This window comes from Paenibacillus marinisediminis (assembly GCF_054343325.1).
Window position 1 is genome coordinate 145,350 of sequence record NZ_JBTGUH010000009.1, and the last position, 26,616, is coordinate 171,965.

28 protein-coding genes and 1 pseudogene are annotated in these 26,616 nt (G+C 43.4%); 3 read left to right on the forward strand and 26 right to left on the reverse strand.

Features of this window, described 5'->3' with window-relative positions:
- Positions 1-25: 25 nt before the first annotated feature.
- From ACXX53_RS18355 to ACXX53_RS18415, 13 genes are all read right to left on the reverse strand, one after another.
- On the reverse strand, positions 26-934 hold the full coding sequence (locus ACXX53_RS18355) for a CehA/McbA family metallohydrolase (protein ID WP_458570138.1): 909 nt from the start codon (positions 932-934) through the stop codon (positions 26-28).
- 22 nt (positions 935-956) lie between these two features.
- Positions 957-1,865, reverse strand: coding sequence for a carbohydrate ABC transporter permease (locus ACXX53_RS18360; protein ID WP_458570139.1), 909 nt, complete (start codon positions 1,863-1,865; stop codon positions 957-959).
- Between the two features lie 109 nt (positions 1,866-1,974).
- Positions 1,975-3,705 carry an extracellular solute-binding protein gene (locus ACXX53_RS18365; protein ID WP_458570140.1) on the reverse strand — a complete coding sequence of 577 codons (1,731 nt, stop codon included), beginning with the start codon at positions 3,703-3,705 and terminating at the stop codon, positions 1,975-1,977.
- Between the two features lie 90 nt (positions 3,706-3,795).
- Positions 3,796-4,743: an ABC transporter permease gene (locus tag ACXX53_RS18370; protein WP_458570141.1), complete on the reverse strand. Its 948-nt coding sequence runs from the start codon at positions 4,741-4,743 to the stop codon at positions 3,796-3,798.
- A gap of 215 nt (positions 4,744-4,958) precedes the next feature.
- Positions 4,959-5,255, reverse strand: coding sequence for a hypothetical protein (locus tag ACXX53_RS18375; protein WP_458570142.1), 297 nt, complete (start codon positions 5,253-5,255; stop codon positions 4,959-4,961).
- A gap of 471 nt (positions 5,256-5,726) precedes the next feature.
- Positions 5,727-6,131: a PH domain-containing protein gene (locus tag ACXX53_RS18380; RefSeq protein WP_458570143.1), complete on the reverse strand. Its 405-nt coding sequence runs from the start codon at positions 6,129-6,131 to the stop codon at positions 5,727-5,729.
- A 43-nt stretch (positions 6,132-6,174) separates the two neighbouring features.
- Entirely contained in the window at positions 6,175-6,705 is a 531-nt protein-coding gene (locus ACXX53_RS18385) for a dihydrofolate reductase family protein (protein WP_458570144.1), read from the reverse strand.
- A gap of 65 nt (positions 6,706-6,770) precedes the next feature.
- A complete protein-coding gene (locus tag ACXX53_RS18390; RefSeq protein WP_458570145.1) occupies positions 6,771-7,397 on the reverse strand; it encodes a type 1 glutamine amidotransferase family protein in 627 nt (208 codons plus the stop codon).
- Between the two features lie 79 nt (positions 7,398-7,476).
- On the reverse strand, positions 7,477-8,439 hold the full coding sequence (locus ACXX53_RS18395; protein WP_458570146.1) for a helix-turn-helix transcriptional regulator: 963 nt from the start codon (positions 8,437-8,439) through the stop codon (positions 7,477-7,479).
- A 183-nt stretch (positions 8,440-8,622) separates the two neighbouring features.
- A complete protein-coding gene (locus tag ACXX53_RS18400; RefSeq protein WP_458570147.1) occupies positions 8,623-9,201 on the reverse strand; it encodes a DUF4256 domain-containing protein in 579 nt (192 codons plus the stop codon).
- Between the two features lie 14 nt (positions 9,202-9,215).
- Positions 9,216-9,383, reverse strand: a complete 168-nt coding sequence (locus ACXX53_RS18405) for a hypothetical protein (RefSeq protein ID WP_458570148.1) — start codon at positions 9,381-9,383, stop codon at positions 9,216-9,218.
- Between the two features lie 69 nt (positions 9,384-9,452).
- Complete coding sequence (locus ACXX53_RS18410) at positions 9,453-9,902, reverse strand: DUF1203 domain-containing protein (protein ID WP_458570149.1); 450 nt, start codon at positions 9,900-9,902, stop codon at positions 9,453-9,455.
- A gap of 564 nt (positions 9,903-10,466) precedes the next feature.
- Positions 10,467-10,949: an NUDIX hydrolase gene (locus ACXX53_RS18415; protein ID WP_458570150.1), complete on the reverse strand. Its 483-nt coding sequence runs from the start codon at positions 10,947-10,949 to the stop codon at positions 10,467-10,469.
- 611 nt (positions 10,950-11,560) lie between these two features.
- Here ACXX53_RS18415 and ACXX53_RS18420 point away from each other — a divergent pair.
- Positions 11,561-12,016: a hypothetical protein gene (locus ACXX53_RS18420; protein ID WP_458570151.1), complete on the forward strand. Its 456-nt coding sequence runs from the start codon at positions 11,561-11,563 to the stop codon at positions 12,014-12,016.
- Between the two features lie 318 nt (positions 12,017-12,334).
- Here ACXX53_RS18420 and ACXX53_RS18425 read toward each other — a convergent pair whose 3' ends face one another.
- The 8 genes and pseudogenes from ACXX53_RS18425 to ACXX53_RS18460 all read right to left on the reverse strand — a co-directional run bounded on the left by ACXX53_RS18425 (position 12,335) and on the right by ACXX53_RS18460 (position 20,061).
- Positions 12,335-13,144 carry an imm11 family protein gene (locus tag ACXX53_RS18425; RefSeq protein ID WP_458570152.1) on the reverse strand — a complete coding sequence of 270 codons (810 nt, stop codon included), beginning with the start codon at positions 13,142-13,144 and terminating at the stop codon, positions 12,335-12,337.
- Between the two features lie 305 nt (positions 13,145-13,449).
- A complete protein-coding gene (locus tag ACXX53_RS18430; protein ID WP_458570153.1) occupies positions 13,450-14,940 on the reverse strand; it encodes a peptide MFS transporter in 1,491 nt (496 codons plus the stop codon).
- Positions 14,941-15,022: 82 nt separating this feature from the next.
- The gene (locus ACXX53_RS18435) at positions 15,023-15,202 is read right to left on the reverse strand and encodes a hypothetical protein (RefSeq protein WP_458570154.1); all 180 of its coding nucleotides are present in this window, start codon (positions 15,200-15,202) and stop codon (positions 15,023-15,025) included.
- 85 nt (positions 15,203-15,287) lie between these two features.
- Entirely contained in the window at positions 15,288-16,565 is a 1,278-nt protein-coding gene (locus ACXX53_RS18440; RefSeq protein ID WP_458570155.1) for a DUF4261 domain-containing protein, read from the reverse strand.
- 465 nt (positions 16,566-17,030) lie between these two features.
- The gene (locus ACXX53_RS18445) at positions 17,031-18,020 is read right to left on the reverse strand and encodes a hypothetical protein (RefSeq protein WP_458570156.1); all 990 of its coding nucleotides are present in this window, start codon (positions 18,018-18,020) and stop codon (positions 17,031-17,033) included.
- Positions 18,021-18,926: 906 nt separating this feature from the next.
- Entirely contained in the window at positions 18,927-19,295 is a 369-nt protein-coding gene (locus tag ACXX53_RS18450) for a hypothetical protein (RefSeq protein ID WP_458570157.1), read from the reverse strand.
- A 110-nt stretch (positions 19,296-19,405) separates the two neighbouring features.
- Positions 19,406-19,715: pseudogene (locus tag ACXX53_RS18455) on the reverse strand (transposase); the annotation flags it as partial.
- Positions 19,699-20,061: a winged helix-turn-helix transcriptional regulator gene (locus ACXX53_RS18460; RefSeq protein ID WP_458570158.1), complete on the reverse strand. Its 363-nt coding sequence runs from the start codon at positions 20,059-20,061 to the stop codon at positions 19,699-19,701. The gene ACXX53_RS18460 and the pseudogene ACXX53_RS18455, both read right to left, overlap by 17 nt.
- A 105-nt stretch (positions 20,062-20,166) precedes the next feature.
- On the opposite strand from ACXX53_RS18460, the gene ACXX53_RS18465 reads away from it, so the two are divergent.
- Positions 20,167-20,550 carry a RidA family protein gene (locus tag ACXX53_RS18465; protein ID WP_458570159.1) on the forward strand — a complete coding sequence of 128 codons (384 nt, stop codon included), beginning with the start codon at positions 20,167-20,169 and terminating at the stop codon, positions 20,548-20,550.
- A gap of 160 nt (positions 20,551-20,710) precedes the next feature.
- On the opposite strand, the gene ACXX53_RS18470 is transcribed toward ACXX53_RS18465, so the two are convergent.
- The 5 genes from ACXX53_RS18470 to ACXX53_RS18490 form a co-directional block, all read right to left on the reverse strand.
- A complete protein-coding gene (locus ACXX53_RS18470; protein ID WP_458570160.1) occupies positions 20,711-21,226 on the reverse strand; it encodes a hypothetical protein in 516 nt (171 codons plus the stop codon).
- Between the two features lie 240 nt (positions 21,227-21,466).
- Entirely contained in the window at positions 21,467-22,957 is a 1,491-nt protein-coding gene (rlmD, locus tag ACXX53_RS18475; RefSeq protein ID WP_458570161.1) for a 23S rRNA (uracil(1939)-C(5))-methyltransferase RlmD, read from the reverse strand.
- 515 nt (positions 22,958-23,472) lie between these two features.
- Positions 23,473-24,387, reverse strand: a complete 915-nt coding sequence (locus tag ACXX53_RS18480) for a diacylglycerol kinase (protein ID WP_458570162.1) — start codon at positions 24,385-24,387, stop codon at positions 23,473-23,475.
- A gap of 136 nt (positions 24,388-24,523) precedes the next feature.
- Positions 24,524-25,345, reverse strand: a complete 822-nt coding sequence (locus tag ACXX53_RS18485) for a sirohydrochlorin chelatase (protein WP_458570163.1) — start codon at positions 25,343-25,345, stop codon at positions 24,524-24,526.
- Between the two features lie 4 nt (positions 25,346-25,349).
- A complete protein-coding gene (locus tag ACXX53_RS18490) occupies positions 25,350-25,640 on the reverse strand; it encodes a YerC/YecD family TrpR-related protein (protein WP_458570164.1) in 291 nt (96 codons plus the stop codon).
- A 246-nt stretch (positions 25,641-25,886) separates the two neighbouring features.
- On the opposite strand from ACXX53_RS18490, the gene ACXX53_RS18495 reads away from it, so the two are divergent.
- A complete protein-coding gene (locus ACXX53_RS18495) occupies positions 25,887-26,564 on the forward strand; it encodes a hypothetical protein (RefSeq protein WP_458570165.1) in 678 nt (225 codons plus the stop codon).
- Positions 26,565-26,616 lie beyond the last annotated feature (52 nt).

The following is a 26,616-nucleotide window of genomic DNA, read 5'->3' on the forward strand; positions in this document are numbered from 1 at the left end:
TCTAACTGAATCAAAGGAATTATACTTACTCCATAGCATTAGAAATGAACAAAGGCTGTGAGAATGCCCCATAACCGCCTTCGAGATATGCAGCAACTCTAATATATCCTTCATCTCCTTTACACTCATACTGGAGACTGTTCATTCTACCGGTAGTTTCGTACATAACTTCCCCATCATTTCCGAATAGAGTAACATACTTGTACATCTGATTCAATTGAGCACTGGTCGGAAACTCAATTGTAATTAGGTTCCCTTCTGTGCGAATGGAGGCAAAGTCAAATCCAGTTGAAACATAGAAACTGCCTTGCTTGATCGCGCTCAGTATGCTCTCTTGCGTATTATGTTCTGCAAGCACGACATTCCATGCTCGCTTCTCTTGTCCATACACATGGAAGTCATCATTTCCAAAGCCCCAAACCTTACGTCCAGCTGTTAACAGCTTATCCCACTTATCAAAGGCAACATCATATTCAGGATTACCATCACCGTTTACCACTTCAATACCGGTATAGCGGTCCATGTCCAGCATGTCCTCAATCTCCCAATATTGCGAGAAATATCGGTTGGGATGAACCAATATACTAAGCCCCCCTTGGTCTACACATCGATCGGACAATCGCTGATAATTCTCAATCGTAAATTCATTCGTGTAGTCGTTCATGATTTCACGCGGAGGGTTCACTAACAGCATATGTGCTTGCGGACTGCTCACCTCCACCCCTTCAAATACGGTAGGGATCTCTCGCTCTCCCTCATGCACCGTGATGTAGTCGTGATCCGATATGCCTAAGAAATCATATGCGCACTGGCCATAGATTCGGTAGACAGTCGCAAGCGATTGTGTGCCGCATTTACTATTTGTTGTATGGTTATGAAAGCTTCCTTTCAGCCACTTTCCTTCTCTTTTATAAGGGTTGCATATGTTGATCATGACGAGATCCTCCCCCAATGAACTATTCTTTCACAGAGCCGATCATTACCCCTTTAGCAAAATACTTCTGTATAAACGGGTACACGCATAGGATCGGTGCTACAACGACGATAATCGTCGCCATTTTTAAAGAGTTTCCTGTGACAGTCATTTTTTCTAACATTTCATAGCTTTGTGAGCCTGCATTCTGCATGAGCTGTGCCCGTATCGCATCCTGACGCGTCAGCATCTCTTGCAGTAAGGTAGATACCGGACGCAAATTCGTATTCTGTACATAGAAGGAACCTGTGAACCAGTCGTTCCAATGCCCTACTGCATTAAACAAGCCTATAACAGCAATTACCGGTTTACTAAGAGGCAGAATCACTCTCATAAAGACTCCGAAATCATTACAACCATCCAGCTTGGCAGACTCCTCCAGACTGAAGCTAATTCCATTAAAGAAGGTTCTCATGATAATAATATTCCATGCGCTGTACAGTCCAGGGATAATATATACCCAGATCGTGTTAATCAAGTGCAGCTCTTTCAGCAGCATATAGTAAGGAACAACGCCGCCACTGAACAGCATCGTGAAGAAGATCATCATCGTAAAGAATTTAACGCCTGGCATCGTCTTGCTCTTCAGTGTATAAGCAGCCATCGCTGTCAAGAATACACTCGATATCGTTCCGACCACGGTACGAAACAAAGTAATCATATACGCTTGGATGATATTGGATGAATTGAATACTTCCCTAAAGTTCTCCAACGTCCAAACGCGCGGCCATATAAAGATCCCTCCTAGTTCCGCATCTTTCCCTTCATTAAATGCAAGTGCTAATATATTGAGAAAAGGAAGAATGATAGATAAGCAGAGCAGAATAATGATGGAGTAAGTAACTATTCTGAATATTCGTTCACCGATAGAAATCTTATAAAATTCGTTCACGTAACTACTCCTCTCTTGATGAACATCCGTTATCCCATTCGGAGATGAGCAGGGATTTCTATCTTCGATGAAGATAGAAACCCTAAGCTTATCTCAGCAATGCTGACAATTAGTTCGATGAAGCTCTCAAAATAATTGGTGTCAGCGGATCCTTGGCTTTTTCCTCTAATAAGGTGATGAAGTCTTCTAAGCCAGCTGCGTTTAGCTGCTTAATAGATGCATCCATGATCTTCTTAGCTTCGTTCATGTCCTTCGAATAGTACGCACGCTGCAAGCTCTCATTATAGTTATCCATCGCTGCTTTCAATTGCGTTCCATTCTTGAATTCGTTCAAGAATGTCAATGGAGAGTACCCGTCTACAATCTTGGCATTCTCTCGTCTCTTATCCCATCCATAGTACTCTGCAATCTTTAATGGACCGTCTTCTTTTGCTGAGGAAACTGCATCTCCATACTCAAGTTCACCAAAGTCTGCCATACGGTCAAGGTCCGTATTCCCTAGGAACTCACCCCAGAGATTGCCTACGCCTGCGAATCCAAGCTGTTGCGCTTTTTTCGGGTCATTATTCTTCAGATCAAGCACTTCTTGCTTAACGATTGGATTGCCTTTCTCATCCAATGTGTAATCTCGACCTTCAATACCGTACTGCCACAATAGCTTGCCTTCACGACTGGATAAGAAATCCGCAAATTTCACGATATCTTCAGGGTTCTTCGTAGTTGCTGGTATAGACCATGCATTATAGCCGGACTTATACGTAAGGGTCATTTGACTATCTCCATCTACGTTTTGAAGCGGTCCGATCGGAAGATAATGCATGTCCTTATTGAATTCCAAATAGTTGTGCATATCAGCGATAATACCGAAAGAACCGTTCAATGCGCCTTCAGTGGCCCGAGTTTCATCCATTGTGTAGTACTCTGGATGGATAAGCTTCTCACTCATTAACCCCTGAACAAACTCAATTCGTTTCAATGGATACTCCGTTTGGCTTTCATGCTTCAGAACACCGTTAGTGTCTCGATAGAAGCCATTGTCGCCCCATTTCAGATCACTGTAGATATAATCCACATCGCTTCCGCCCCAATAGCGAGGTCCGATTGGATAGATCGCTTTGCCATTAGCATCTTTGAAATTTCCTTCTTTGATCTTCTGCGCTACCTCTTTTAACTGCTCGGATGTTTTGATCTGATGTGGATCAATATTCAGAGCCTCAGCGATATCTGCACGGATATGTGGACCGCCTACCCATTTACGATCTGATACGCCGCCTTCACGGTTAATTGCCAAGTGCAACGCATAGCTTGCACCATTGAATTCAGGACGGAACATAACGCCATTCTTTGTATCGATCGGTAGATAATCATCTTTCAGATACTTGCTCAACACTTTCGTATCTTTCAAATATGGAGTTAAATCATGAAACATGCCTTCTCTTGCAGCCTTCAGAATAACTGGCATTTCAGGTCGTCCACTGTTATTCAAGTAATACACGACTACATCTGGAAGATCATTCGTTGCCAGGCCCGCTGTTAGGCCTTCAAGCGAGCTGTTTGCAGGCGTATTCTCCCACTCGATCGTGATGCCTGTAAGCTCTTTGATCTTCTTCATCACTTCGTTATCCAACTGATTATCTGAAAGGTCATTCATTACACCATTCTGATAAATTCTTCCCTTCAGTGTACGATCAGCAATCCACGTAGCTGGTTTATCTGAGTTATCGGTTCCTGGGTTGTTAGTGTCTGAGTTTGCTTCTGTTTTTCCATTGCTACTACAAGCTGTAAATAGCATGGTTAATACCAATGATAGTGCAAGTAATTTAGTCCACTTTGCCTTCATTCGATTACCCCTCTTCATTTGATTTAATATGAATAACGTCCTCAGACGGTCTCCATTGAAGATCAGAAGCATTTCCCCGTTATGGATACGTTACCATAACGAGGTTTCAGAAACCTTTCGAGAAATCTTATTCGCAGTTACAACTAAGATAAATCCGATAACCCCTTGAATCATACCGACCGCGGTTGCATAACCAAATTGACCATTCTGTAACCCTACCCTGATGATGTACGTATCCAGTATTTCGGATAAATGCATATTACCAGGAGTTCGCAGCAAGTAGATCTGATCAAAGCCCGCTGATAGAATGCTTCCCAATGAGAGAATAAACAGGATGACAATAGTAGGTGTAATCGACGGAATCGTAATGCTCCATATTTCATTCCACTTGTTCGTTCCATCGATCTTTCCTGCTTCATACAATTCGGGATTAATCCCAGAAATGGCAGCCAGATAAATGATCGAATCCCAGCCTATTCCTTTCCAGATATGACTCCAGAACATAATCGAGTAGAAGTATTCCCCCTCCATCATATAGAAGGTGCTGCTATCGCCGCCGAACATACCAATAGCTTCATTCAATAGCCCTGTATCCGGAGCTAATATACGTTGCAGCATCCCTACAACAACGACCCAAGACAGGAAGTGCGGCAGGTATGAAATGCTTTGAGAAATCGCTTTAAATTTCTTATGTCTAACTTCGTTAAATAATATAGCTAGAATGATCGGAAACGGTAATCCAACAAATAATTTCATACAGCTAATAATCAACGTGTTTTTGATTAGAAGTGTGAACTGATAATCGTTAAAAAATTGAGTGAAATACTCGAATCCAACCCAAGGGCTGCCGAATATCCCCATGTTGAATTTGTATTCCTTAAATGCCAGTACCAAACCAGACATCGGAAGATAGTGGAAGACAATGAAATACAAAAGACACGGCAATAGCATGAAGTACAGATACTTATGTTGTAAAATTCGCTTTCCAAGATTTCGTTTCGGGCTTAGTGCGATGCCTGTAGAAATATTATTTTGCATCCTTTGGATCCCTCTCTTAATAGTCTGATGTGAAATAAATGAGCTAAAGATTCACCTCCGGCAGTATGGTAACGATACCAGAATAAAATATGCTTTCCCTTGTTCATGCCTTAAACAACAAAACTTCGACATAGAACTAGAATTGAATTAATCAGGTCTTAATCTCATACGGTTTAATATCAAAGCAAAGTTTGCCCTCTTCCGCTCGTGTTTCCTCAGCTGCTCTGCCCGAAATCGAATATACCGACTATCTTTCTGCCTACCCACTCGATTGGAAATAGGACATCTTTCTGCAGCCATGCATACAAGTCTCGCCCTTCCCAATGATGACCAAGCCTTATGGTGCCCGCTCCTTCCATCGAATGTGGTGTTTGCGCAGGCATCGGTGCAGCGGAATGAACCATTGAACATTCATCTAAGAAATAAAATTCTTCCAGTACGATAGCGTCGCGATATCTGTAATCGCTTAGCTCCATAATCCGTTCATCCAGTTTTTCCTTTGTCCAAAACATAGCTGCCCTCCGTTGATAGTAAGTATGGTAACGTTCCCATAATGATGTGCAGCTCTTCTAGTATCTAAACTTCTAATCAGTAGCGGTACCCTGTAATTCTTGAGACTACCTCTACATCTGAGAACTCTAGACTCCTTTCTCAAAGGTGGTGATAACGTTTTCATAATTATTTTAATGGTAATATTGCCCTCCGTCAACCCATTCTGCCAATTAAACACTGTTCATTTCATGAACAATTTCTAATATAAAATTTTACAATTGACAAATAATCAAAACAATTCCGCTCCTTGTTATGATGCGTTCATTCTGCTAGTCCTTAATTTTCTATCCAACTAAATGTAGCCGATTCAGTATTGCAATACGTTGAAACAGAGAAAGACATGGAGTGCTGACTCCATGCCTTTGAAAATAATCCCGCCCCCGCCATGTTAGCAACACACAGCACTCCACATGTGTGGGTTACGTGCTCAATTAACTGTACATTTCCTTGAGCTTTAACAAGTTCGTCTTGTGGTCGGACAGACCAATGCAGAAATTATTCGGCTTAAACAGGATCTCTGAATCATCAGAGAAAGTGAACTTCATTTTTGTTTTTAACAAACCTTTTTTCAGAGAAATATTTTTCACATCGTTAAAACTAACTTCAAACATATCATCAGTCAGTTTTCCAGTAGTCGGATCCATTTCGCATATAAGAATCCGCTTATTCGTTACACAAACAATCATGTGTTTATTGAACAAGGGAGCGGAACCCTGGAAGATCAAATGTTTGGTTAATGAAGCAAACTTCATCACATAAAAATAATAGTGGTAGGTTTCCTCGGGTTCGGTATTTTGTTTAAAATATTGATCAAAGTACGAATTTCGATTAAACATTTGATCACGTCCTATGGCTTAGACATAATATCTGAATAGATCTCTATTTTTTTTTTATATAATGAAGCATAGCAAGTTGACCTAATTTTTCTACTTTGGTTAATGTGTATTTTTGAGTAATATCATCCCCGATATAAAGGGAGATTCCTTTCCCTAAAATAATAGGCGCAATGGCTATTTGGAGTTCATCAATTAAATTCTCCTTGAAAAATTCACGAGCTAAATTTCCTCCACCAATTAACCATATATCCTTACCGGGCTGTTGCTTTATATTTTCAATGAAGGTTTTGACATCTTCATCAATAAATGAAGCATATTCATCTGATCCACTAACCGATTTAGAAAATACATAATTTTTAATATCACGATATGGATAATCCATATCAAATCCACGAACGACATCATAAGTTGCTTTTCCCATAACAACAGTGTCGATTCGTTCCAGAAGTGAATTGTAGCCAGAATCTCCTTCGACTTCTGTTGACTCTAACCACTCTAATGTACCATCCTCATTTGCAATATAACCATCAATTGAAGTACCAATGTATAAAATAATGTTACGCTGTTTATTCATCTACTAATTGATCCCCCTCGGTCCTAAACTTGAAATTTCTTCATATAAACCATATTTAGTATGCCTCATTGAATTGAATTCATCATCTCGAAGAAATATTTCGGTTCATGAGTTTTATTAAGATTATACCAAGCGTCTAATGTTTGTGGTGCGAATACATCTAAGGACTTCAAGACATGCAAAGCAAATTCCAATGGAGCTACTCCGGAAGCAGTTATCAGTTGTCCATCCGTTACGGCGGACTCCTTCTTGTAGTACTCTTCCCCGGTATAGGTAGGACATATCATTTTAAGATATTCCAAGTCGTTGCTCGTATGCCATCGCGAATCCAACAAGCCTTTCTTAGCCAGCCCTACTGTAGCACCGCAAATCGCCGCAACCACAATATTCTCCTGTAAACACTGCTCTGCTATTTTTAGTATAGGTTCATGAATTGTTTCCGCCCACGTATCTCCACCTGGCAGAATCAAAGCATCTGCGTCTTGAATAATGCACTCATCCAGCTTAATATCAGGTACTATTTTCAACCCACCCATCGTAATAACAGGGGTCTTTTCTATTCCCACAGTAACTATCTTTGACGGTATCAGCCCTTTTTTATAAAATCTTCCCGAATTCAGTTCGGCAGATAAGTAACCTACTTCCCAGTCAGCCATCGTATCAAATACATAGAGATAAACCGTATTATTCATGTGCATGTCCTCCATCTATCACAATTCATTTTTGCTCATTATAAAACAACTTCACTGACAACGGCTGTCAGTGAAGCTATTAATTCTTATAGTATTCCATTAGTTCTGATGCGACAGCAACAAGTCTTATCTTCAAACTCTGGGGCTCGATTACCTGAATTGCCTTCCCATAGGATAACAGAAAATGCGGTACATATGCTTGAATTGCTCTCTCGTCGAGTAAAAAGACAGCTTGATTGGTTGTCCTCTCCTTCAGATGATGTCCTAAAAACCAATGAATGCACAAATCGTCCAGAGCCTCTGCCCTGCCCCTTATAATTAATGAGATCACCCCATCCTTATCCGTCAGATCCGGCAATAGATTTTGCAAGAAAAACGCCTTGGCGGAAAAAGATTCAGGCCGTTTAAACACCATTTGGGTTTGTCTTATTTGTAAGATCCGTTCAGCCCGGAAACTTCTAATTTCATTCCGCAAATGACAATACCCAATTGTATACCATTTATTATTCCAATAAATCACACCATAAGGATCAATCACCCTTTGCTTGGGTTGTTCATCACGGCTTGTGCGGTATTCAATTTCTACAGAATACTCGTTTGCTACAGCTCGCTCTAGTTCGACTAATGTTGGCTTAACAGAAGGGTCAATATGACGGCTTATCACTTCAAAGCCAGTTAAATGGCGCTCGAGAATGCTTTCCTGTTCCCGGTTTGAATACATTTTCAATTTATCTGTAGCTTTGTTTAATGTCTCACTGAACGGGTACCCTGCTTCAGTTGCAAATGCGGCAGCATGAATAATCGCTTTTTGTTCCTCAACATCAAAGAATAAAGGCGCACTGATGAAATTGTTCAGCAAGCTATACCCGCCATTCTGTCCTGCATCAGATACGATCGGAACTCCACTGGCGCAAAGCGAATCCATATAACGGTACACAGTTCGCACGTTTATCTCTAACTTCTCCGCAATTTGTTTCGCGGTTATTTTGGCTCCTGAATTCAGCATCCATAGAATGGCCAGCATATTATCGTTTTTTGACACAGACTCCCTCCTTTCTTATCTCACGTTCATTTTTCATAATAATTGGATACGAGTAAAAGCAGTTAAAAACTCCGAAAATCTTTTGAAGATTCTCGGAGTCATCCATTTGTTTTTTCAGTTTTTCACCAACAGTGCAACCGACTTATTGAGTATACCATTGAATCTATCCATTCAACGAAGTCATCAGACTCTTAGCGAACCGCGGAACCCTCTTGCAGCATAATAGCATTCTGCTCCATTGTGGTACACGAAGACAGTGTCGTAGCGACGATCGCAAAAGATGGCCCCGCCGAGTTTTCTAATATTAGCGGGTGTTTTCACCCAGCTCGAAGTTTTCAAATCGAAATTTCCAAGCTTCTGCAAGTCCCGATATTGTTCTTCCGTTAAAAGCTCAATGCCCATGGCAGACGCCATATTAATAGCACTATTTTCTGGTTTGTGTTGTTTCCTAGACTCCAACGCTTCATGGTCGTAACAAACACTTCTGCGACCTTTAGGACTTTCCGCTGAGCAATCGTAAAAAATGTATTCCCCCGTCTTATTGTCATGATCGACAATATCCGGTTCGCCGCCAGTCCTCTCCATTTCATGGAGTGACCACAGTTTTTCAGCATTAGCTTCGAGCTTTACTTGTACGTTAGCCCATTCAAGTCCTTGATGGCGGTTCATGTTTTCCTCAAACCGGGCTTTCAATGTTTTGAGTAGTCCTTCACGTTGTTCCGGCGATAATTCCTTTATATTGCTGATTTCACTCTTTGCCATATTAATTTCCTCCTTTAATTGTGCTGCTTCTGTTCATCATGAATAAATTCTTGATACAACTCGATGATTCCCCCGATTTTTGACCCATCTTTTTGTATCACGACTTTATTATACACTGAATAATGTTTTGATATAAAAACTGGGGAAAGGCTTGATGGATCTGGTTTTTCCCAGTTCTCCATTCATCCCTTCCCCGATTTTATCACGGCTTTTTTTGTCCTCTATCGTTAAATAATAGTTATCCAAAGTAATCATCGAACTCTTTCTACTAAACAGTTATAGCAGCCAGGTACTGCATTATGAATATGGATATAATCTATTGTTTCATTACTAAAAAAATCAATTATGCAGCTTTTTGTATCAATACCATCAATCAATTTGCAGCTCAACATCATCCCATTTTTATCATAACCTCTAATTGAAAGCTTTCTATGCAGCACTTCCTCTGGAACCGTATTGATTGCAATATTTGCAGTTTCTACATTTTTTCGTACAAAAATAGCTCCATTCCCTTGATAAGGTGAATTGACATCATGGTGATTATAGTTAAGAAGATAAACCGTCTCCCCTACACATGCATCCTCTAAACTAACACGGCAAGGATACCCCGGATTACTATCTGCAATCAGTTTCACAATCCCTCTTTTCTGTAATTCTTCATCAGATAAATCATCTAAATATTGAAACTCACTTTTTTCCAATCCTCGTATTCTAAAATCATGCATAATTTTTATCCATTCCTTTCACTTCGCCTAAGGCACAACCAAGTGGGACATTGAGCCCGGACTCTTATCATTGGTAATAAACCATGTTTATTTAGTTGTTCTTATATATCCAACTTTAGCATTTGAAGATATAACAAATCTTCCGATATTTTGCTAACTAATTTCTCAGCACGTTAAATTTTTGTTGGATGCCAATTCTGCTATTTGGTATTTACATAAACCATTAAACTGGATTTTTATGAATAATCTCTTTACGCCATACCCTTTATCATCTATGACAACTGCCAAAAAACCGAGCTAAAATTTGCACTTTTTCGCCCCGATCTTCGCTCAATTTTCGCTCAGAAACCACAACATATCGTGGTCAGACCCCTATATTATTTGAGGGAGTACAAACATTAACCGATAGAATGGCATTTGCTCACTATTTTCTGTCAAGTCCAATCTGCCCACGAGCCAATCATTCCATTTGTATGATGTATTGATTGATTATGCTGAATTGTAAAAATATTTTTCATATTAATTCCTCACTTTTACTATTTAATCACGGGTTACAAAGTGCTCAATTCCATCTGATAGATTAGTGATTTTATCCTTTAAAAAAACAGGGTAAACCTTATAATCCAGTAATTCATTAATGTCCACCCACTGAAAAATCAACTTCGATTCGTCAGTTTCTAATGATTTAAAAACCCCATTTAAAGGAATCTGAGTGGGGATATTCAAGCTGACTAAATGGTAATGACATAAGGTATGAGCTTCTCTCACTCCCCACTTCCAAAAGACTTCCTCAACCCAAATAAGCCTATCTACTGATATATCTACACCCAGCTCTTCCTTATATTCACGGATAAGAGTATCTGCACTTGTTTCACCCCAAGCAACATGCCCTCCTGGAAGAGCATATTCAGTATCATTAATTCCCCTTTGAATAAGAACTTTTCCGTCATTAATTAAAACTCCAGTGCTACGAAAATTATGGATTCTATTTTCGTCTATAAATAACCAATCCCTGTTTTTCATTTCCATACACCACCTATATTTTTTTATTTCATCTTTTACTTATCGTATAGTCAGTCCGCTTCGCCGTACTGGTTCCTGTGATGCCTTCATCAGCATAAATGCCGGAAAGCTCCCAACCTTTTTGCTGAATGTAAATTTCAAAGAATGAATATAATCATATCACTAAAATCGGTATTATTAATCTGCACGCTAGAAACACGCTTAAATACCGAAGCAAAGCTTTATGTCACGGTTTTTCTGGCTTGTGCTGCTGCCGGAAAGGCGTAGTTCCCTGAGCTGCGGGACGTATTGCTCCAACCGGAGATGAAAAACGACACCCTATACAGGAGTCGTTTTCCCTAAACCTAATTGCTCGGTTGGTTAACAAGTTTACTCATACACCCATCTATGAGCTGCATTCCGTGATGATATATCTACTTTAATGATGCCTTGCACCTATGAAGAAAATCTCTTCCGGAGTCGGGAATTACTGCAGTATCATCAGCGATGAATCCCCAATTGATACTGAACTGGATCCAATTAATCAACATTGGATCCAGTTCATCTTTTTGCAACATTCATATTGATTTCATCGTTAGTTAAGCAAAGAACTGTTAGGATGTGATTATTAAATGAATAAGTACATCAAAACTGTTTTAGTCTCTTTTGTTATTGTTCAAGCGTTAATTGGATGCAGTAATGAAGATTCTTCTTTAAGTAAAGGAGAGACACCTATTCCCATGCAAACAAATGTAATCAATGATAAAGTAAGATTTCAAATTACCGTTGACAATATATCTAATATTTCAATTTTTCTAGGAGATAAGGAGAGACTTGAAAAAAGTCTTTCAGCAAAAGAAGACATTATTACATTTTGTAATTATATCAATAATGCTGTGTCATTTAGTGGCGTTACTACTGCTGATTTGTTTAGAACAGTAACAATTAAAATGAAAAATGAAGAAACTGTGGAACTTTTGTTTACTGGGAAAGGTACTGTATTTAAAAATTCTATTAATGGAGGGAATTATTTAGTTAATGAGAATAAATCACTAAGTTTTACTGAATACATTGAGAAAAACGAATAATTCTTCTCACCTTTTTCTTTTGAAGTTTAATATACTAAGTGTGATTAAGTTATTAAAGAGCAATTCCTGCAATGATTGAGAAGTTTTATGCTCACCTGCTCAAGGTAGCTGGTCTATCTGAAAGGTTTATTCAAGACATACATTTAAACTATTTGTCCGGCCGCATCAACAGTGAACAACACTCCACATGCACCGTATGCGGGAACATAGCAACATTGGATATTATCTGATACAATCTGCAAAAGGCTTGATCTCAGAGGCTCTTCAGTAACATATCTCTGTTCATTTACGCTTTAACTCCATTGAATCCGAATCGATTTATATCTCTGATTTGTCAACTTCATGCCATAGCAGTCCTAACAGAATCGGCGGAATGTATGGAGAGTTTGACCATTCATACTGACAATCCAATCCGAGTCTAGCAAACTGCAACACCCCATTTTTATCGTTCTGCATCTTCCAATGACCGTTTGCAACTGCTTTACCGTTATTAATCATTTGTACGGCTTCAGACCAATTGACTTCATGTCCTTTACTACGATCCAATTCCGCAAGAAATGACTCGTAACGATCTTGTGCTGCCTTCTCCATATCCTCAGTGATTTCTGAATCCCATACTTCAATGAAGTCAAAGCCCTTTAGCTTAGCTTTTAATACGGTTTCTCGAAACTGATCAGACACATATACTGTAGATGTTGTTAATTCAGGTGTTTTGAAAATATGTTGATTTGCCACTTTCTTTTCTATAAAAGCAATCTTCTTAAAACCTACTATACACCCAACACTAAAATCTGGAATTGAGCGTGCGTGGTCAATCGCGTCGATAACATTTGTCACATTTGCGATTGTGTATTTTTGCTCATGATTAATAATGTTTGCATTCAGAAATTGTACTTTTCCTGACATTAATTCAGTTAATACATCAAAACTTTTGTCACTTAAAACTGGAACACCCGAATACAATATTGGTAAATCCTTGTTTTCCCCTTTTCTTATTACTTTAAACTGCAATTCTTTATTAATCTCTAAGGTTCCTCCATTAAAATCATAGAATACGTTTACTTCATTTGATTCCACTTGTTCAAGCCACATACTTTTGTCACCGGATAAAAGCATCCATATTCTCAATTGAATACACCTTCTCATTAAATAGGATTGACTAAGTCTATTTCACCATTTAACAAAAGCATTCAAACATCCTCAATTACTAGGAGAAACTTTGTCTTGGCAAAGTAGATCCGCTCCTTGTTATGATGTGTTCATTCTACTATCCCTTAATTTTCCTGTCCATCTAAGTGTAGCCGTTTCATTATTTCGGTGACAAGAATTGTTGACCTCGTTCCCCGTAACTATTTGGCATAAAGAACGACAAAGACCGCCAGGAAGGATCAGTTCCTGACGGTCGCGAGTTGTGATTACATGGAGATATTCTTCTATTTTACTCCCTTCATATACCTTTGAATCTTCGGAGACAGCAGGAAGAGCAGTAGACTCAGAACCAAAGCTGCCCCGCCGATAACACCAAAGTACAGCATCTCGGTCTCTGGGGTATAGAATTTTACGATCTGGGCGTTTATGGCTTGAGCCGCCGCATTCGATAAGAACCATAAGCTCATTGTCTGGGCCTTAAAGGCATCAGGAGCGAGCTTGGTAGTAGCCGATAGGCCTACCGGCGACAAGCATAACTCTCCAAGTACGACGACGAAGTAGCTGAGCACGAGCCACAACGGACTAACAAGCGATGTAGGTCCGCCTAGATAAGCAGGCAGCAGTATAATCAAGAACGACAATCCAGCGAACAGTAAGCCGAGCGAGAACTTCTGAGGTATGGTCGGCTGGCGATTGCCGAGCTTTACCCACAACCACGCGAATACAGGCGCTAAAATGATAATAAAAAGCGGATTCAGCGACTGGAACCAAGCAGGTGAAATATGGATACCCATGAAATCCAATTGGGTACGCTTATCAGCGTAATTGGCTAGTATCGTTGAACCTTGCTCCTGAATCGCCCAGAACATGATCGCTGCAATAAACAATGGAATGTACGCAATAATTCGGGAACGCTCGTCAGCCGTTGTCTTTGGACTTCGGTACATAACCACGAAGTATAACGTAGGAATCAAGAGACCTAACACGCCGACCAGCTTGATAAAGCTATCAAAAGTAAGGATGCCTAACGGAATGGCAATCGCGATCAAGGCAACGAGCACAACGATGCTCACAACTATAATCGTATATACTTTTTTCTTCTCTTCAGGTGATAGCGGGTTGACTACGGTCTTACCGACAAGTCCGAGATTTTTCGGTCTGGTTACCACATACACAATCAATCCCAGCAGCATCCCGATAGCCGCAAGACCGAACCCCAGGTGGAAATTATTCATACCGACAGTTCCTACGATCAATGGAGAGAGGAAGCTCCCGAGGTTAATTCCCATATAGAAAATACTAAAACCAGCATCTCGTCGGTTATCTTGTTCGCTGTAAATCTCCCCTACCATACTCGATACATTAGGCTTCAACAAGCCGGTTCCTAACACGATTAAGACCATAGATACTAAGAATAGTGTCGCATTCCCTGGTATGGCCAACACGATATGACCAAGCATAATGAGGATACCGCCAAAAAAGACAGCCCTCGACGTACCTAATATCCGATCGGCCAACCATCCCCCGATGATACCCGACATATACACCAGAGATCCGTATATGGACATAATGGCAAGTGCAATGTCTTCATCGAACCCTAGTCCACCCTCTGTCACTTCGTAATACATAAAGAATACAAGGATAGCTCTCATTCCATAATAAGAGAACCGCTCCCAGAACTCGGTGAAGAAGAGAGTGAATAAACCTTTAGGATGTCCAAAAAAACCCTTCTGCGGAACACTCTCCACAATCTTCCTTCTGTCATAACTCGACATAACTACTCCCCTTTGACGTCTTATTGCCTTAAAGCAAAGAAGCTAAATGTTTATTTTATTATATCATGCCCTGCGCTTTCGACTATAATCGACAATATAATACATTTTTCCAATACTGCACTGCTTTACCACCTTTATCGACATCATCTATTAAAAGCGCATCAATTAATAGAGCCGCAGCTGACAAGTTTAAATCGATTCTCACAAATATATCTTCCGGAATACAAAAATGACGCGCAGGAGTAACATCTCCTGGCGTCATCTTTATTTTATTGCGTATGGCATTTATTAAGTTTCTTATCGCTCATTTTGATCAAAATCATCTACCAAATCATCAATGGCTCTGGTTACGACTGCTCTGAGCCGTGTCTTCCGGCATAATAAGGTTCTCCCGGATTTATATCGACGACAACTCGGTGCGGTGCGGCCAGCCCGTATTGGTGTTCGCAGCGCCAGCGCATCTCATCGGTGAAACCAATTGTTTCCCCGTCAGCAATAACGTCCCCGCGGTCGAATAAATAATAGGCGATATTAAGCAAATTCCCGGCTACTTCATCAGGCTCCAGGTCGTAATAATGACACTGAACATCCGGAATGCCAAGCGCGGCGAGTCCCAATGAATCCATCAGACCTTCAGGGCGGTCGCTGCCTGTGCCTTCAACATTATAAAAACGAATGTTCATCGCACCATATAACAGCTCCCCTTCTTCAATCGCCGCCAGATAAGCGCTAGGTTCGACGAGCTTGTCGCTTTCTCGGAAATAGATGGCGTCACAAGGCGCCGTTTCCAGCACCGCCCGCAGTGAGCCGGTAAACAGCTGCAGCCGCGATTTGGGATCGAGTCCCGATGCCATCATGTCAATCAACAGCAGCGAGTGCTCGCAATCACTCACGACTTGAGCGGCTTCCTGCCAATGCCAAGACTGCTGAATGGCCGTCTCGTAGTCCGTAACCGGGCGGCTTTCTGTATCCATCAGGCTGGTTTGCGCCGGCATTTCGCCGTCCGTAAATTCAACCATATAATTCAAATGGAAAAAATGCAGCAAATTCTGATCTTCCTCACTGTTCGCTTCCCACACAGCAAGTCCCTCGGCATCCGTATGATGTTCTCCACGATCAACCTTACCTGTGTAAAGTTCCATCTTCTCGTAAAGCATGTTTCGGTCCAGCTTCGGCGGCTGCTTGTATTTTAGCTCCACACCATACACCCGGGCAAAACCAAAGTCCTTTTCCTGTTCAAACATCTCATTCGTCTCAATATCATTCTCTGTTACGCCAACCTCGTGACGGCTCCATTTCAATAACAACAAAGTATCTTCATCATCGGGATCAAGTTTATTCGCCATTTCGAATGCTGTTACTGCGTCCTCATATTGAGATAGGTAGTAGTAGGAGTAACCTGCACGGAAATGCCAATGAGGATCATGTTCGCCTTGTGTTTTGATCATCAAAAGCTGCTGCAATGCTTCATCGTAACGTTCCAGATTGTTTAATGCTCTCGCTAAATGACCGACTATATCATAGTCTCTGTCCTGTACGGGAATATCCGCAATCTTACCTACTATTTTTTCAAATTCATCATCTTCATGCCATAAGTTTAGCTGCTCCAACAGGTCTTTTTCCATAACACTACCTCCTTAGTTTCCAAAAGCCTCTTAGATATGTTTCTAGTTTAATTTTGGAAAACCTCCTTACTTCGCTAATCGGAAACCAACAATGATCGACATTTAATGCGTAGTTAGGAAACGGAAACCGATACACCAGCATGAAAAAAGAATCTTAAGCAGGATGGAATAGATGTTGATTCAAATTAAAAAGGTACTATTTTTAATAGCACCTTTTTAAATCATCATTCTTTTTGTGTTCCCACACATGTATCGAATATTCATGCTCCCATTTACAAATTTATCATTGAAGCCTAATCTTTAACTCGATCCTCTGCTTTACCACTATCGATGATACGGTTCACCGTATCACTCGAATGACGAAATCGAAAGGCATCTTTTATTAGAGTTTTAGTTATTTAGTTAAACCTTAGTAATCTTACGCTGAATGTTGCCTGTTTATTAAACTGATCCCTGACGATTAATTCACGCTTTCTTCAATGAAAACAGAATATAGATCGTATCAATTTCATGATATTCTTCCAGAACCCACGAGGTTTGAGTTAAAATTCGCAGCAACCCCTCCAGCCCAAGGTATCGGATTTGCACGCCAATAAATTCTGTAAATCCCAGGTATCCCAGATTTATATGTGCCCGATCGAAAATTAAGGAACCCGTGACCCGGGCGTCCGCTGGGGAGTGGGTAAAGAAATAGTTTAAATTTCCAATAATATCTGAATCCGAACCATACTCAAAAAGCCCGTCCTCCGATGAACAGAGCTGAATCCATCCAGATCGTTCCAAACTCGTCTTTAGTAATTCCTCCGGCCCACTCCAGTCATAATGAATGATATTGAGGGTAATGTCCAGGCCATGGAAGCGTTCCCCCGGTTGCTTCAGAATATCGATGCAACGTTTTGCGAAATTGGGGCCGTAGGTATCGACATCTAAAATGTTGATCTCAATCTTCCGTCCCTTGAGTAATTCCGGGTCCGATTCCTGAATTAGAATTATGGTGTTGATACTGTCGGTAGCGGCTCCCCCAGCGATATTGAAGAAACAAAGGTTCCGTCCAGGGAATTGCTTGAGCTGAGGCAGTAAAATTTTCGACTGGCGCCGGCAAAGATCCCGCAGCCTAATCCGAAGTCCCATGAAAGAGGTTTGCTTCACCGCCCACTTGTCCCGGAAACCTAGTTTTATCCCCCGGCTTAAGTCGGGGCCAAGTTTGTACAGCAAAGTACGCATGCCGCTAAGATAAGAATTGTCAACATTCGACATTTTCACAAAGATGTTCTGGATAAAGCCAGGCATCCTCTTTAATGATTCAATGCTACGGGCCGACTTGAGACAGCTCAAATGATACGCCTGTTCATCAATACTTGCGTTGAAAAGGGGATGAGTAATATCCAGTATCGGTAATTGAATTTCATTCTCGAAAACTGCATAGGGAATTCGCTTATCTTGATTTGCATTCATAGTTTTCAACTCCATCTCACTTGAACAATGATTTTTGATCAAACTAAAACCCAAAGCTAGCGTAATTGATCTTCCCGTAAGAAGTCTGGGAGAATCTGTTGAATTGAAATCACCTAAATGAAATCTAGAACGAATACCGTTCGCAGGAATTTTTACGTCAATTTAAGCTACATAAGCACCGCACCCTTATCCGTATTATAAAGGATACTGGCAAATTCATTTGTCAGTCTGATGATGGAATTATTCCTCCATCTTGAGGCCGAGAAACGACTACTTACCGCTAGTTGTGCATCCAGATAGGGGAAGCTTCCATGTCTGACATGCCTCCCTGAGTACTAAGGAATCTTTGAACCCACAGTAGAAATTGGTGGAAACGCAGAAACAAAAAAAATCAGCAAAGAACTTAACATTGCTCTCAAGAAAATAAAAGCCTTAAGCGTTATGTCCGCTTGGGTACGAATAGGTAGTACACTCAGGTAAATGCGGCTCCAAAATACTACTTCCTCACTACCGACACACAGCACTCCACATGTGTTGAGTGCTCAGAGATAACAAAATTTACGATGTGCCCCCTACCTACTTATAAAGCCCTGACAATATGTCAGGGCTTTATTCTAGCTTTCATCAATATGATGTAGCATGGTGCGAAACATTAATTCTAGGATACGAGGTTTTACGCACCAAGCACCGCCATTTACCGAATAGAGAGAAAGCGCAGCTAGGTCTAATTCAAGAAAAATAGGAGCATCATTTAGTTTCTTTCCATTTCATCATTAGATGACTATCATATATTTCATTGAACTAACGGACAGATTAGCGGGGAAAGACATGTAGCCAGATCAACCAAATAGATAGGCCTACATATAATCAGCAAAATCATCAAAGTTGAAAATGCTTATGTTCTTACTACTCTAAATCCTGAACACTCATTTTATCGATCTCTCTATTCTTTTTTAGTTTTTCGCGACAAACATAATAAATTCCAAATAGGATTGCGGTTGGAATGTTATAAAGTATAAAAATATATAATGCTGATATGAGTGTAGCAACTTTAGGGATTTGAACAGTATTTAAAATTGTTTTAAAACTTTGCTCGGTTAATATAGACGGCATATAAAATGTAAGTCCTAAAACAGCCATGATAGAAAAAAACAAAGTTATTGTTGGAAGAATTAAACCCAGCCACTTATAATCTTTCTTTGAAAGAAAAATCTGTAGAAAAATAGCTCCAGTAATAATAATTAAAAGCAAAAGTAATGTAATGATACTGCTCATGATTTATTATTCCCCTTCAATTTTTTGAATTCTGAAATTAGAATCTTAGCTGTATCAAAGTCAAGCTTTTCGTTTATGAACAATCTTCTTATTAAGCCGATATACGGTTCACGAGCTCTAATATCGTGTAGCAGCTCATTCCATACGTAAGCAGATTCTGTAGGAGCAATGGTGTATGCCAACACTTCTTTGGATCCATTCTCACGAATACCAACGGCAAGATAGATTGCTTCCTTGGACAGTTTCACGTTTCACAGCAATATATGTGACGTCAATATACGCACAAACATAGCGCTTAGCCAGCGCACGTTTAGCGAAGGCGTCGACGTGTTCCACCATCGTTTTTGTCATGTTGGACACAGTTTGTGGGGTGTAGTGATGACCGTACATTTTCTCGATAAGATCAGCGATTTCCGTCATCATGTTCTCTTCGATTTAGGTTTTCTACTCCCCACTCACATAACTGTTCCAAGACTGGTAATAGAGTTTCAGCTTTATCTGTGAGACTGTACTCGACTTTAGGGGGAACTTGAGGATACTCTTTCCGTCTCACCATGCCATCTGCTTCCAATTCTTTAAGTTGTGAACTCAATGTTTTAAAGGTAATAGTCCCTATTCTTCTTTTCATATCATTAAAGCGAACGGGTTGGTTTTCTGCCAGGAGGTAAATAATAAGCAATTTCCATTTACCACCAATCACTGACATTGTATAACCAAAAGGCGTCTCGTGAATATTACCTTTTTCTTCATAATCAGCCATACTCATATTTACACTATCCTTTCTGATAGTACCTATCAAAAAAGTGCGTACTAGTTTTTTGTTTGCTTTCATTACATACTGATCTTACTTTGAAGTAAAGGAGAGAAAAAAATGACTAATGTTAAAACCTACAATCATGGTCTTTGGGATCACGGTATTACCCAAGGTTACAGTGTCGACGGCACCATCTACATTTCGGGACAATTCTCCCACGATGTAGCAGGCGCGTTCATTGGCGAGGGCGATATCGAAGCACAGACCCGGCAGACGCTGGACAATCTCGATCGCGTACTGGCGGGATTTGGTGTCACGAAGTCCAACCTCGCTTATGTGGAGATCTATCTAACAAATGCGCAAGAACATTCCGAGCCAGTCATCCGGCTGTTCAAAGAATACGTGGGACAACATCGGCCAGCTGGCAGTCTCATCGGCGTGACTAGCTTGGCGTCACCTGAGCAACTGATCGAAATCAGCGCCATCGCACACACGAACTAACCCAGCCACCATAGTCGCTTAAGAAGCCGTCTGCATGTCGGCTTCTTTGTTAATTTCGCCCTGCATGGGCAGTCTAATGAGTGAAAATCCCTAACACACCCCGATGGCGAGAAGTATACAGCCAATATGTTATCATCCGCTGGTAACATTAATTACTGCATCATTTAATTGATTCATTCAACATTTCTCCAAAAGAGTTATCTACTTCTTTTACTATGTTGCTACCTTCATCAAAGTCATCAGTTTCAAATACAGATATGCTATCAAATTGTGCTTTTTCTTTATATTGAGAAAAAACTTCCTTCATGTCATCAACCTTATTCAAGACACATCCAAAAGGCAGTTCCAGTCCCTCATAATAGGAAACTACGGAAACTCTTATGGCTGGCATTAGGTAATCTCCCCAAAAATAAAAGACAAAAGACTTTCCTTTATAATGCTTACATAAATATACAGACCAAGAACCCTCAATAAAGCCAAACACTTGCTTCAATTCAGTTATCGAGATACTGTCCTTTTTTATCATTTTGTTCAATTTTGTAATTGCGTAGAGATTATAGTTAGCTTCAGTATTATATTGCTCTCTGTCATTAGAGAATAGTAAATTAGGTTGTTCAGCTATCTCTGTTACCTCATGATATGCTTTTATTCCTTTGTTTTTCAGAAAACCAATCATTTATTGTCACTACCTTCATCGAGTGTCAATCCACATTATACCATATACAGTCTTTGAACTATTCGTATCGAGTTGTTAATCCTTCGAATTGCTGACTAGATGTATATTACTCTATAGTAAAAGGAACTAACGATAAATTTGATGTAACCCCCCAGTTTCCTATTCTTGCTCCTACTCCTCTCCCGTATATAAACAAAAAATACCCTCTCCGTGAAGAGAGGGCTATCCCACATTAACTTCTCATTTGTTATTTCCGTTCCAAACTAACAGTGAACAACACTCCACATGCACCGTATGCGGGAACATGTCCACCGGCTGCACCTTGTCTACGGTGTAGCCGCCGTCCGCGAGCACGCGGAGATCGCGTGCAAGCGTCGATGGGTTGCACGACACGTACACGATGCGCTCCGGGCGCATCTCCAGCATCGTGTCGAGCAACGCTTGGTCGCAGCCCTTGCGGGGCGGATCGACCACGATCACATCGGCGGTTACTCCCGCCGCCTTCCACTGCGGGATCACGACCTCCGACGCGCCAACGGCGAACTCCGCGTTCGTGATCCCGTTCAGCTCCGCATTGCGGCGCGCGTCCGCGATCGCTTCCTCGACGATCTCCACGCCTAGGACGCGCCGAGCGCGCTGCGCCAAAAATAACGAGATCGTACCGATACCACAATACGCATCGATCACCGTCTCGCTTCCCGTCAATCCCGCATACTCCAGCGCCTTCGCATACAGCACTTCCGTCTGTACCGGATTGACCTGGTAGAACGACCGTGCCGATATCGCAAACTTCACGTCCCCAATATAATCCGTGATCGTCTCCGCACCCCACAGCACACGCGTCACATCACCAAATATCACATTCGTCCGCTTCGTATTCACATTCTGACAAATGCTCTTCACCCCAGGCAGACGCTCCACGATCTCCGCCACGATCTCATCCGCGGCATCCAATCGCTCGCCGTTCGTCACCAAGACCACCATCATCTCCTGCGTGCGGAAGCCCACGCGCACCACCACATGGCGAAGCACGCCCGAGTGCGTTTCTTCCACATATGGCTTAATGCCATGCTTGCGGGCAATCTCCTTCACCGCCTGCACCGCATCATCATTCACCTCATGCTGAATGAGACAAGCATCCATATCAATGATCCGATGGCTGCCGCGCGCATAGAAGCCGCCGATCAACCCGCCCTCACGCTCATCCATGCCAATCGGAACCTGCGCCTTATTGCGGTAACGCCACGGCTCGCTCATCCCGAGCGTCGGCAGCACCACGGTTCCTTCACCAGCATCCTGCCCGTCTCCTGCAGCAATCGTGAACTTCCCGATCCGCTCCATCACGTCCACCACATGCTGCCGCTTCCACACCAGCTGCTCCTCATACGTCAAATGCTGCAGCTGACAGCCCCCGCACTGCTGATACACAGGACAGTCCGGCTCCATCCGATGCGGGCTGCTCTCCACACGCTCCAACACCTTCGCATACCCGTACTGCTTCTTCACCTTCAACACAAGCGCGCGCACTCGCTCCCCCGGCAGCGCCCCATGCACAAATAACGTAAAGCCCTCCACATGCCCCACGCCCTCGCCCTCATGCGTGAGACCGATAATATCGAGCGTCACTTCCTCATTCTTCTGCACCGGCGCCGTTGACACCGACTCCGACCGCGCACCCTGCGCCCCGCGTCCTCTTCGATTGCGACCACCATGTCCATCCTGCTTCTTCATCCCGTTCCTCCATCTCTAAGCTCAGCCACTTCTTCACTATATCAATCGCGAGTCATCGCGCAGACCGACGAACCCACATGTCCTCTTCACAACCATCGCCCAGCCATCCGACCGACAGCAAACATAACTCGTCCACTATCCATCATTTTACCCAAGCCAAGGCCATACCTAAAACACCAAGAAGCGGTCCGCCTCCCCCTCGCCCGACAACCGCCGAACCCTAGAGCGAAACCGACCGCAACGACTTTCATCTCCCTCTATCATACCTTAACTTCCCGTCGACGTATACATGCCCTGCAACACATTCACCTGACCCAATGGGATAATACCCAAACGCTCCGGCAGACCCACCTCGACCACTGAACCAACCCCCTGATCCATTGGGATACCACACACATAACTGCAGCATACAGCACCTACCCTTCATTCGAGCAGAGAGCAGCAAAAAGACGCAGGATAACCCTGCGCCCATCATTACCCATTATAGTTGTTGTGATAAAATGCTGCAGCTTCGCCTATCGATACGTAGATGCACCCGTACTGTCAGCAAATATTTGCAGATGGCTTGGCAGCAGATCGAACACAGCAGGCAGCGTGCCGCCGTATTCCCCATCCAGATTCAGCTGCACATGATCAGGTGAAGTGACCTCAATGCAGTTGGATCGTACATGGACCACATACGGATCCAGCACATGCTCACCGCGCAGCGCCATCGTGACGATGCGAATGAATTCCGCGATGTTGCACTTCTTCAACAAGATGACGTCGAATAAGCCATCATCGATGGAAGCGCCCGGCGCTAGCTTCTCGAAGCCGCCAACCGAGTTCGTATTCGTGATCAGGAACAGCATGAATTCCTCGTGAAACTCGCCGTGACCGTCGATCTTCAGATGCAGCTCCGTCGGACGAAGCCGGAATATCATTTTCTCTAGGCCCTTCATATAATACGCAAGCGGCCCAATCATCGTCTTCAGCCGGCTCGGCACTTCGTAGGTCAGTTCTGTTAACGATCCGCCGCCAGCGATATTAATAAAATATTTATCATTCGCCCGCCCCACATCCACAGGACGTGTTTCCTGCTGAATGATGATATTGCACGCAGCTTCCCAATCACGCGGAATGCCGAGCGCACGCGCAAAGTCATTCGTCGTCCCGAGCGGAATGATACCGAGCGGAGGCCGATTCTCCTTAACCGCCATGCCTTGGATGACCTCGTTCAAGGTACCGTCTCCCCCAGCAGCGATGATCATATCGTAGCCGCGGTCGATGGCATCCATCGCGCACTTGGTCGCATCGCCTTCGCCCTCCGTCGCATGGGTCGTCGTTTCAATGCCAGCAACGTCCAGACGCTGCAGTATATCCGCCAACCGCCTCTTTCCTTCCTCGCGCCCAGAAGTCGGATTATAGATAAGCCTAGCTCTTTTTACCATGCACGATTCACCCATTTATCATCTATTCACAAGCTGATCTCCATATATGCTCGATACGTTCAGCCTTCATTAGGAGATTGCCATGTTCATTTGTCGCAATATCACTACTAACACCATATCATATATTTGAATTAATTTATATGAAAGTACCTGATTTCTTCAACAGCAATCGCCCTTCCTGCTCCAACCAAGAAGTCAACGCGGGATGGGGCAGCAGCGGCTCTCCGTTATAACTTATCTTAACATGGTTAAGATCGCCGTCCAGTACCCCGAGCCGCTCTGGTATCACCTTCGTTGTGAAATACCCCCTGCTCAGGAACAGCGGCACAACCGCTACTGCGGTGCCGTCGTCATCCACGGCGCTGCCTCCGGCAGGGGCAGCGGCCATCTCCCGCACGCGCGCGGGCACATCATCGCAACACAGCAGCGCGTGCCCCGCGGCCTCACATAGGCCGCGCTCCACGAGCCGCTCCGCAAGGCGCGCCAACCCGGCGCGCCATCGCGTCTGGAACGGCTCGTGCGGGCTGCCGTGCGCGACCAGCAGCGCGCGCACGCTTCCCTCGCCAACCGCCAGCTTCGCTAGGCGGTCCGCGATCATCGCGAGCACCGCTTCGTGCTCGTCAAGCGGCCGTCCGTACAGCACGGCCGCTCGCACGCGGAAGCGCGTGAGCTCCGTCGCGGCAAGCGGCTCCTCCGTCACGCCAAGCGCCCACGCGATCTCGTCCACATGTGTACTCCCGGACGAGACAAACAGCGGAATCACCGCGAGCTGCTCCACGCCCTGCGCTTCCAGCTCATCGATGCCGTCCTGGATGCTTCGCCCAGGAACGCATTCCAAAAAAGAAGAAGCGACCGGCAGGCCTTCCGGCCACTGTGCCTTAGCAATCGCTTCATCTACTAGTGTTACCCAGGTTAGGTCTCTTGAACCGTGACTAATCACCAACAGACCTGTCTTCATCTTGTTAACGGCCCATTCGTTCCAATGTCAACTTGTAACCGTCATTGCCATAATTCAAACAGCGTTTAACGCGGGATATCGTCGCTGTACTTGCTCCTGTTTCTGCTTCTATCTGGTTGTATGTACAACCTTTACCCAACATACGCGCTACTTCGAGGCGTTGGGACAACGATTGAATCTCATTCACTGTGCATAGATCATCGAAGAATATATAGCACTCTTCGACCGACTTCAGCGTCAGAACCGCTTCAAACAATTGATCGACCGACTTATCATTCAGCTTCTTCAATTGCAATATAATCCACTCCTACATCAATCTCATAACTTAATTGTACTTCGTTTGAGTCACGTTTTCAACCTGTACAGTTGTCACGCGTTAGCAGACTAATGTATCCCCAAGGAAGACACTCCCCATAGTCAACCGCCCAATTGGGCGTGCGCCTACGGGCGATCGTCCATACAAGTTGTTCACCTACGTCATACAGTATAGGAAAAGGGGAAATTTGCCAACCCCTAATTTTGGAAAAGTTAGGGTGATCTTATGAACAAACCGCACAATCCGAATGGCGCTTACCGTGATCTCACGAAGATACCCGGCTTCGATATGGCCTTGGCACGGCAGGAAGCCGCACGTATAGCGCAATCCTCAGCGGCTTCGCGGTCACAACAGCACACTCACAGTCGACCGCACCAAGCGCATCGATCGTCGTCCAGCATTTCGTATGGCGACATATCATCCGCTAATCTGACTGCGATCCCAACTATGCCTCAATCTGGAGGCAGCGCTCTGTCACCATATACTGCACCAGCGCCAATCGGCGAATCAGCAGCCCTCGTGCCTTATGACCCGCCGCAGGAAGCGGCAGCGTCTGCTGAAGCCAAGCCGAAGAAAAGCCGTTTTAGCCTCAATGAAATCAAGGGTGCGTTCGAACGCATCGGGGGTGTAGAAGGCATCATAGCATCGATGGGCCAAGCGCAAAAGGTGATTACCAGCGTAACACAGATGGCGCCGATGGCAAAGCTATTAGTAGGCAGCATCTTTACGAAGAAGGGCAGCTCTGACGACGAAGATGACGAGAGCAAGCCGCGCAGACCGCGGCGCAAGCGCAAGCGCCGCCGAAGCAGCCACACTATTGCTGGCGGCGGCAGACGCAAACCCTCGCGTTCAGCAAGCCCCTGGTCCCGCCCCACGCGCAGACCGCTTGCTAGCCGCCGCTAAACCAACGCGAAGAGCCCGACGGGAACGCTAGCAACACCTTCGGGCTCTTCGC

What these genes read in the sequence shown, in the direction of transcription:
- ACXX53_RS18355 (WP_458570138.1), bottom strand. Translation starts at nt 934, where the DNA reads ATGATCAACATATGCAACCCTTATAAAAGAGAAGGAAAGTGGCTGAAA.
- ACXX53_RS18365 (WP_458570140.1), bottom strand. Translation starts at nt 3,705, where the DNA reads ATGAAGGCAAAGTGGACTAAATTACTTGCACTATCATTGGTATTAACC.
- ACXX53_RS18370 (WP_458570141.1), bottom strand. Translation starts at nt 4,743, where the DNA reads ATGCAAAATAATATTTCTACAGGCATCGCACTAAGCCCGAAACGAAAT.
- ACXX53_RS18375 (WP_458570142.1), bottom strand. Translation starts at nt 5,255, where the DNA reads ATGTTTTGGACAAAGGAAAAACTGGATGAACGGATTATGGAGCTAAGC.
- ACXX53_RS18380 (WP_458570143.1), bottom strand. Translation starts at nt 6,131, where the DNA reads ATGTTTAATCGAAATTCGTACTTTGATCAATATTTTAAACAAAATACC.
- ACXX53_RS18385 (WP_458570144.1), bottom strand. Translation starts at nt 6,705, where the DNA reads ATGAATAAACAGCGTAACATTATTTTATACATTGGTACTTCAATTGAT.
- ACXX53_RS18390 (WP_458570145.1), bottom strand. Translation starts at nt 7,397, where the DNA reads ATGAATAATACGGTTTATCTCTATGTATTTGATACGATGGCTGACTGG.
- ACXX53_RS18400 (WP_458570147.1), bottom strand. Translation starts at nt 9,201, where the DNA reads ATGGCAAAGAGTGAAATCAGCAATATAAAGGAATTATCGCCGGAACAA.
- ACXX53_RS18405 (WP_458570148.1), bottom strand. Translation starts at nt 9,383, where the DNA reads ATGGAGAACTGGGAAAAACCAGATCCATCAAGCCTTTCCCCAGTTTTT.
- ACXX53_RS18415 (WP_458570150.1), bottom strand. Translation starts at nt 10,949, where the DNA reads ATGAAAAACAGGGATTGGTTATTTATAGACGAAAATAGAATCCATAAT.
- ACXX53_RS18420 (WP_458570151.1), top strand. Translation starts at nt 11,561, where the DNA reads ATGAATAAGTACATCAAAACTGTTTTAGTCTCTTTTGTTATTGTTCAA.
- ACXX53_RS18430 (WP_458570153.1), bottom strand. Translation starts at nt 14,940, where the DNA reads ATGTCGAGTTATGACAGAAGGAAGATTGTGGAGAGTGTTCCGCAGAAG.
- ACXX53_RS18435 (WP_458570154.1), bottom strand. Translation starts at nt 15,202, where the DNA reads ATGACGCCAGGAGATGTTACTCCTGCGCGTCATTTTTGTATTCCGGAA.
- ACXX53_RS18440 (WP_458570155.1), bottom strand. Translation starts at nt 16,565, where the DNA reads ATGGAAAAAGACCTGTTGGAGCAGCTAAACTTATGGCATGAAGATGAT.
- ACXX53_RS18445 (WP_458570156.1), bottom strand. Translation starts at nt 18,020, where the DNA reads ATGAATGCAAATCAAGATAAGCGAATTCCCTATGCAGTTTTCGAGAAT.
- ACXX53_RS18450 (WP_458570157.1), bottom strand. Translation starts at nt 19,295, where the DNA reads ATGAGCAGTATCATTACATTACTTTTGCTTTTAATTATTATTACTGGA.
- ACXX53_RS18460 (WP_458570158.1), bottom strand. Translation starts at nt 20,061, where the DNA reads ATGAGTATGGCTGATTATGAAGAAAAAGGTAATATTCACGAGACGCCT.
- ACXX53_RS18465 (WP_458570159.1), top strand. Translation starts at nt 20,167, where the DNA reads ATGACTAATGTTAAAACCTACAATCATGGTCTTTGGGATCACGGTATT.
- ACXX53_RS18470 (WP_458570160.1), bottom strand. Translation starts at nt 21,226, where the DNA reads ATGATTGGTTTTCTGAAAAACAAAGGAATAAAAGCATATCATGAGGTA.
- rlmD (WP_458570161.1), bottom strand. Translation starts at nt 22,957, where the DNA reads ATGAAGAAGCAGGATGGACATGGTGGTCGCAATCGAAGAGGACGCGGG.
- ACXX53_RS18480 (WP_458570162.1), bottom strand. Translation starts at nt 24,387, where the DNA reads ATGGTAAAAAGAGCTAGGCTTATCTATAATCCGACTTCTGGGCGCGAG.
- ACXX53_RS18485 (WP_458570163.1), bottom strand. Translation starts at nt 25,345, where the DNA reads ATGAAGACAGGTCTGTTGGTGATTAGTCACGGTTCAAGAGACCTAACC.
- ACXX53_RS18495 (WP_458570165.1), top strand. Translation starts at nt 25,887, where the DNA reads ATGAACAAACCGCACAATCCGAATGGCGCTTACCGTGATCTCACGAAG.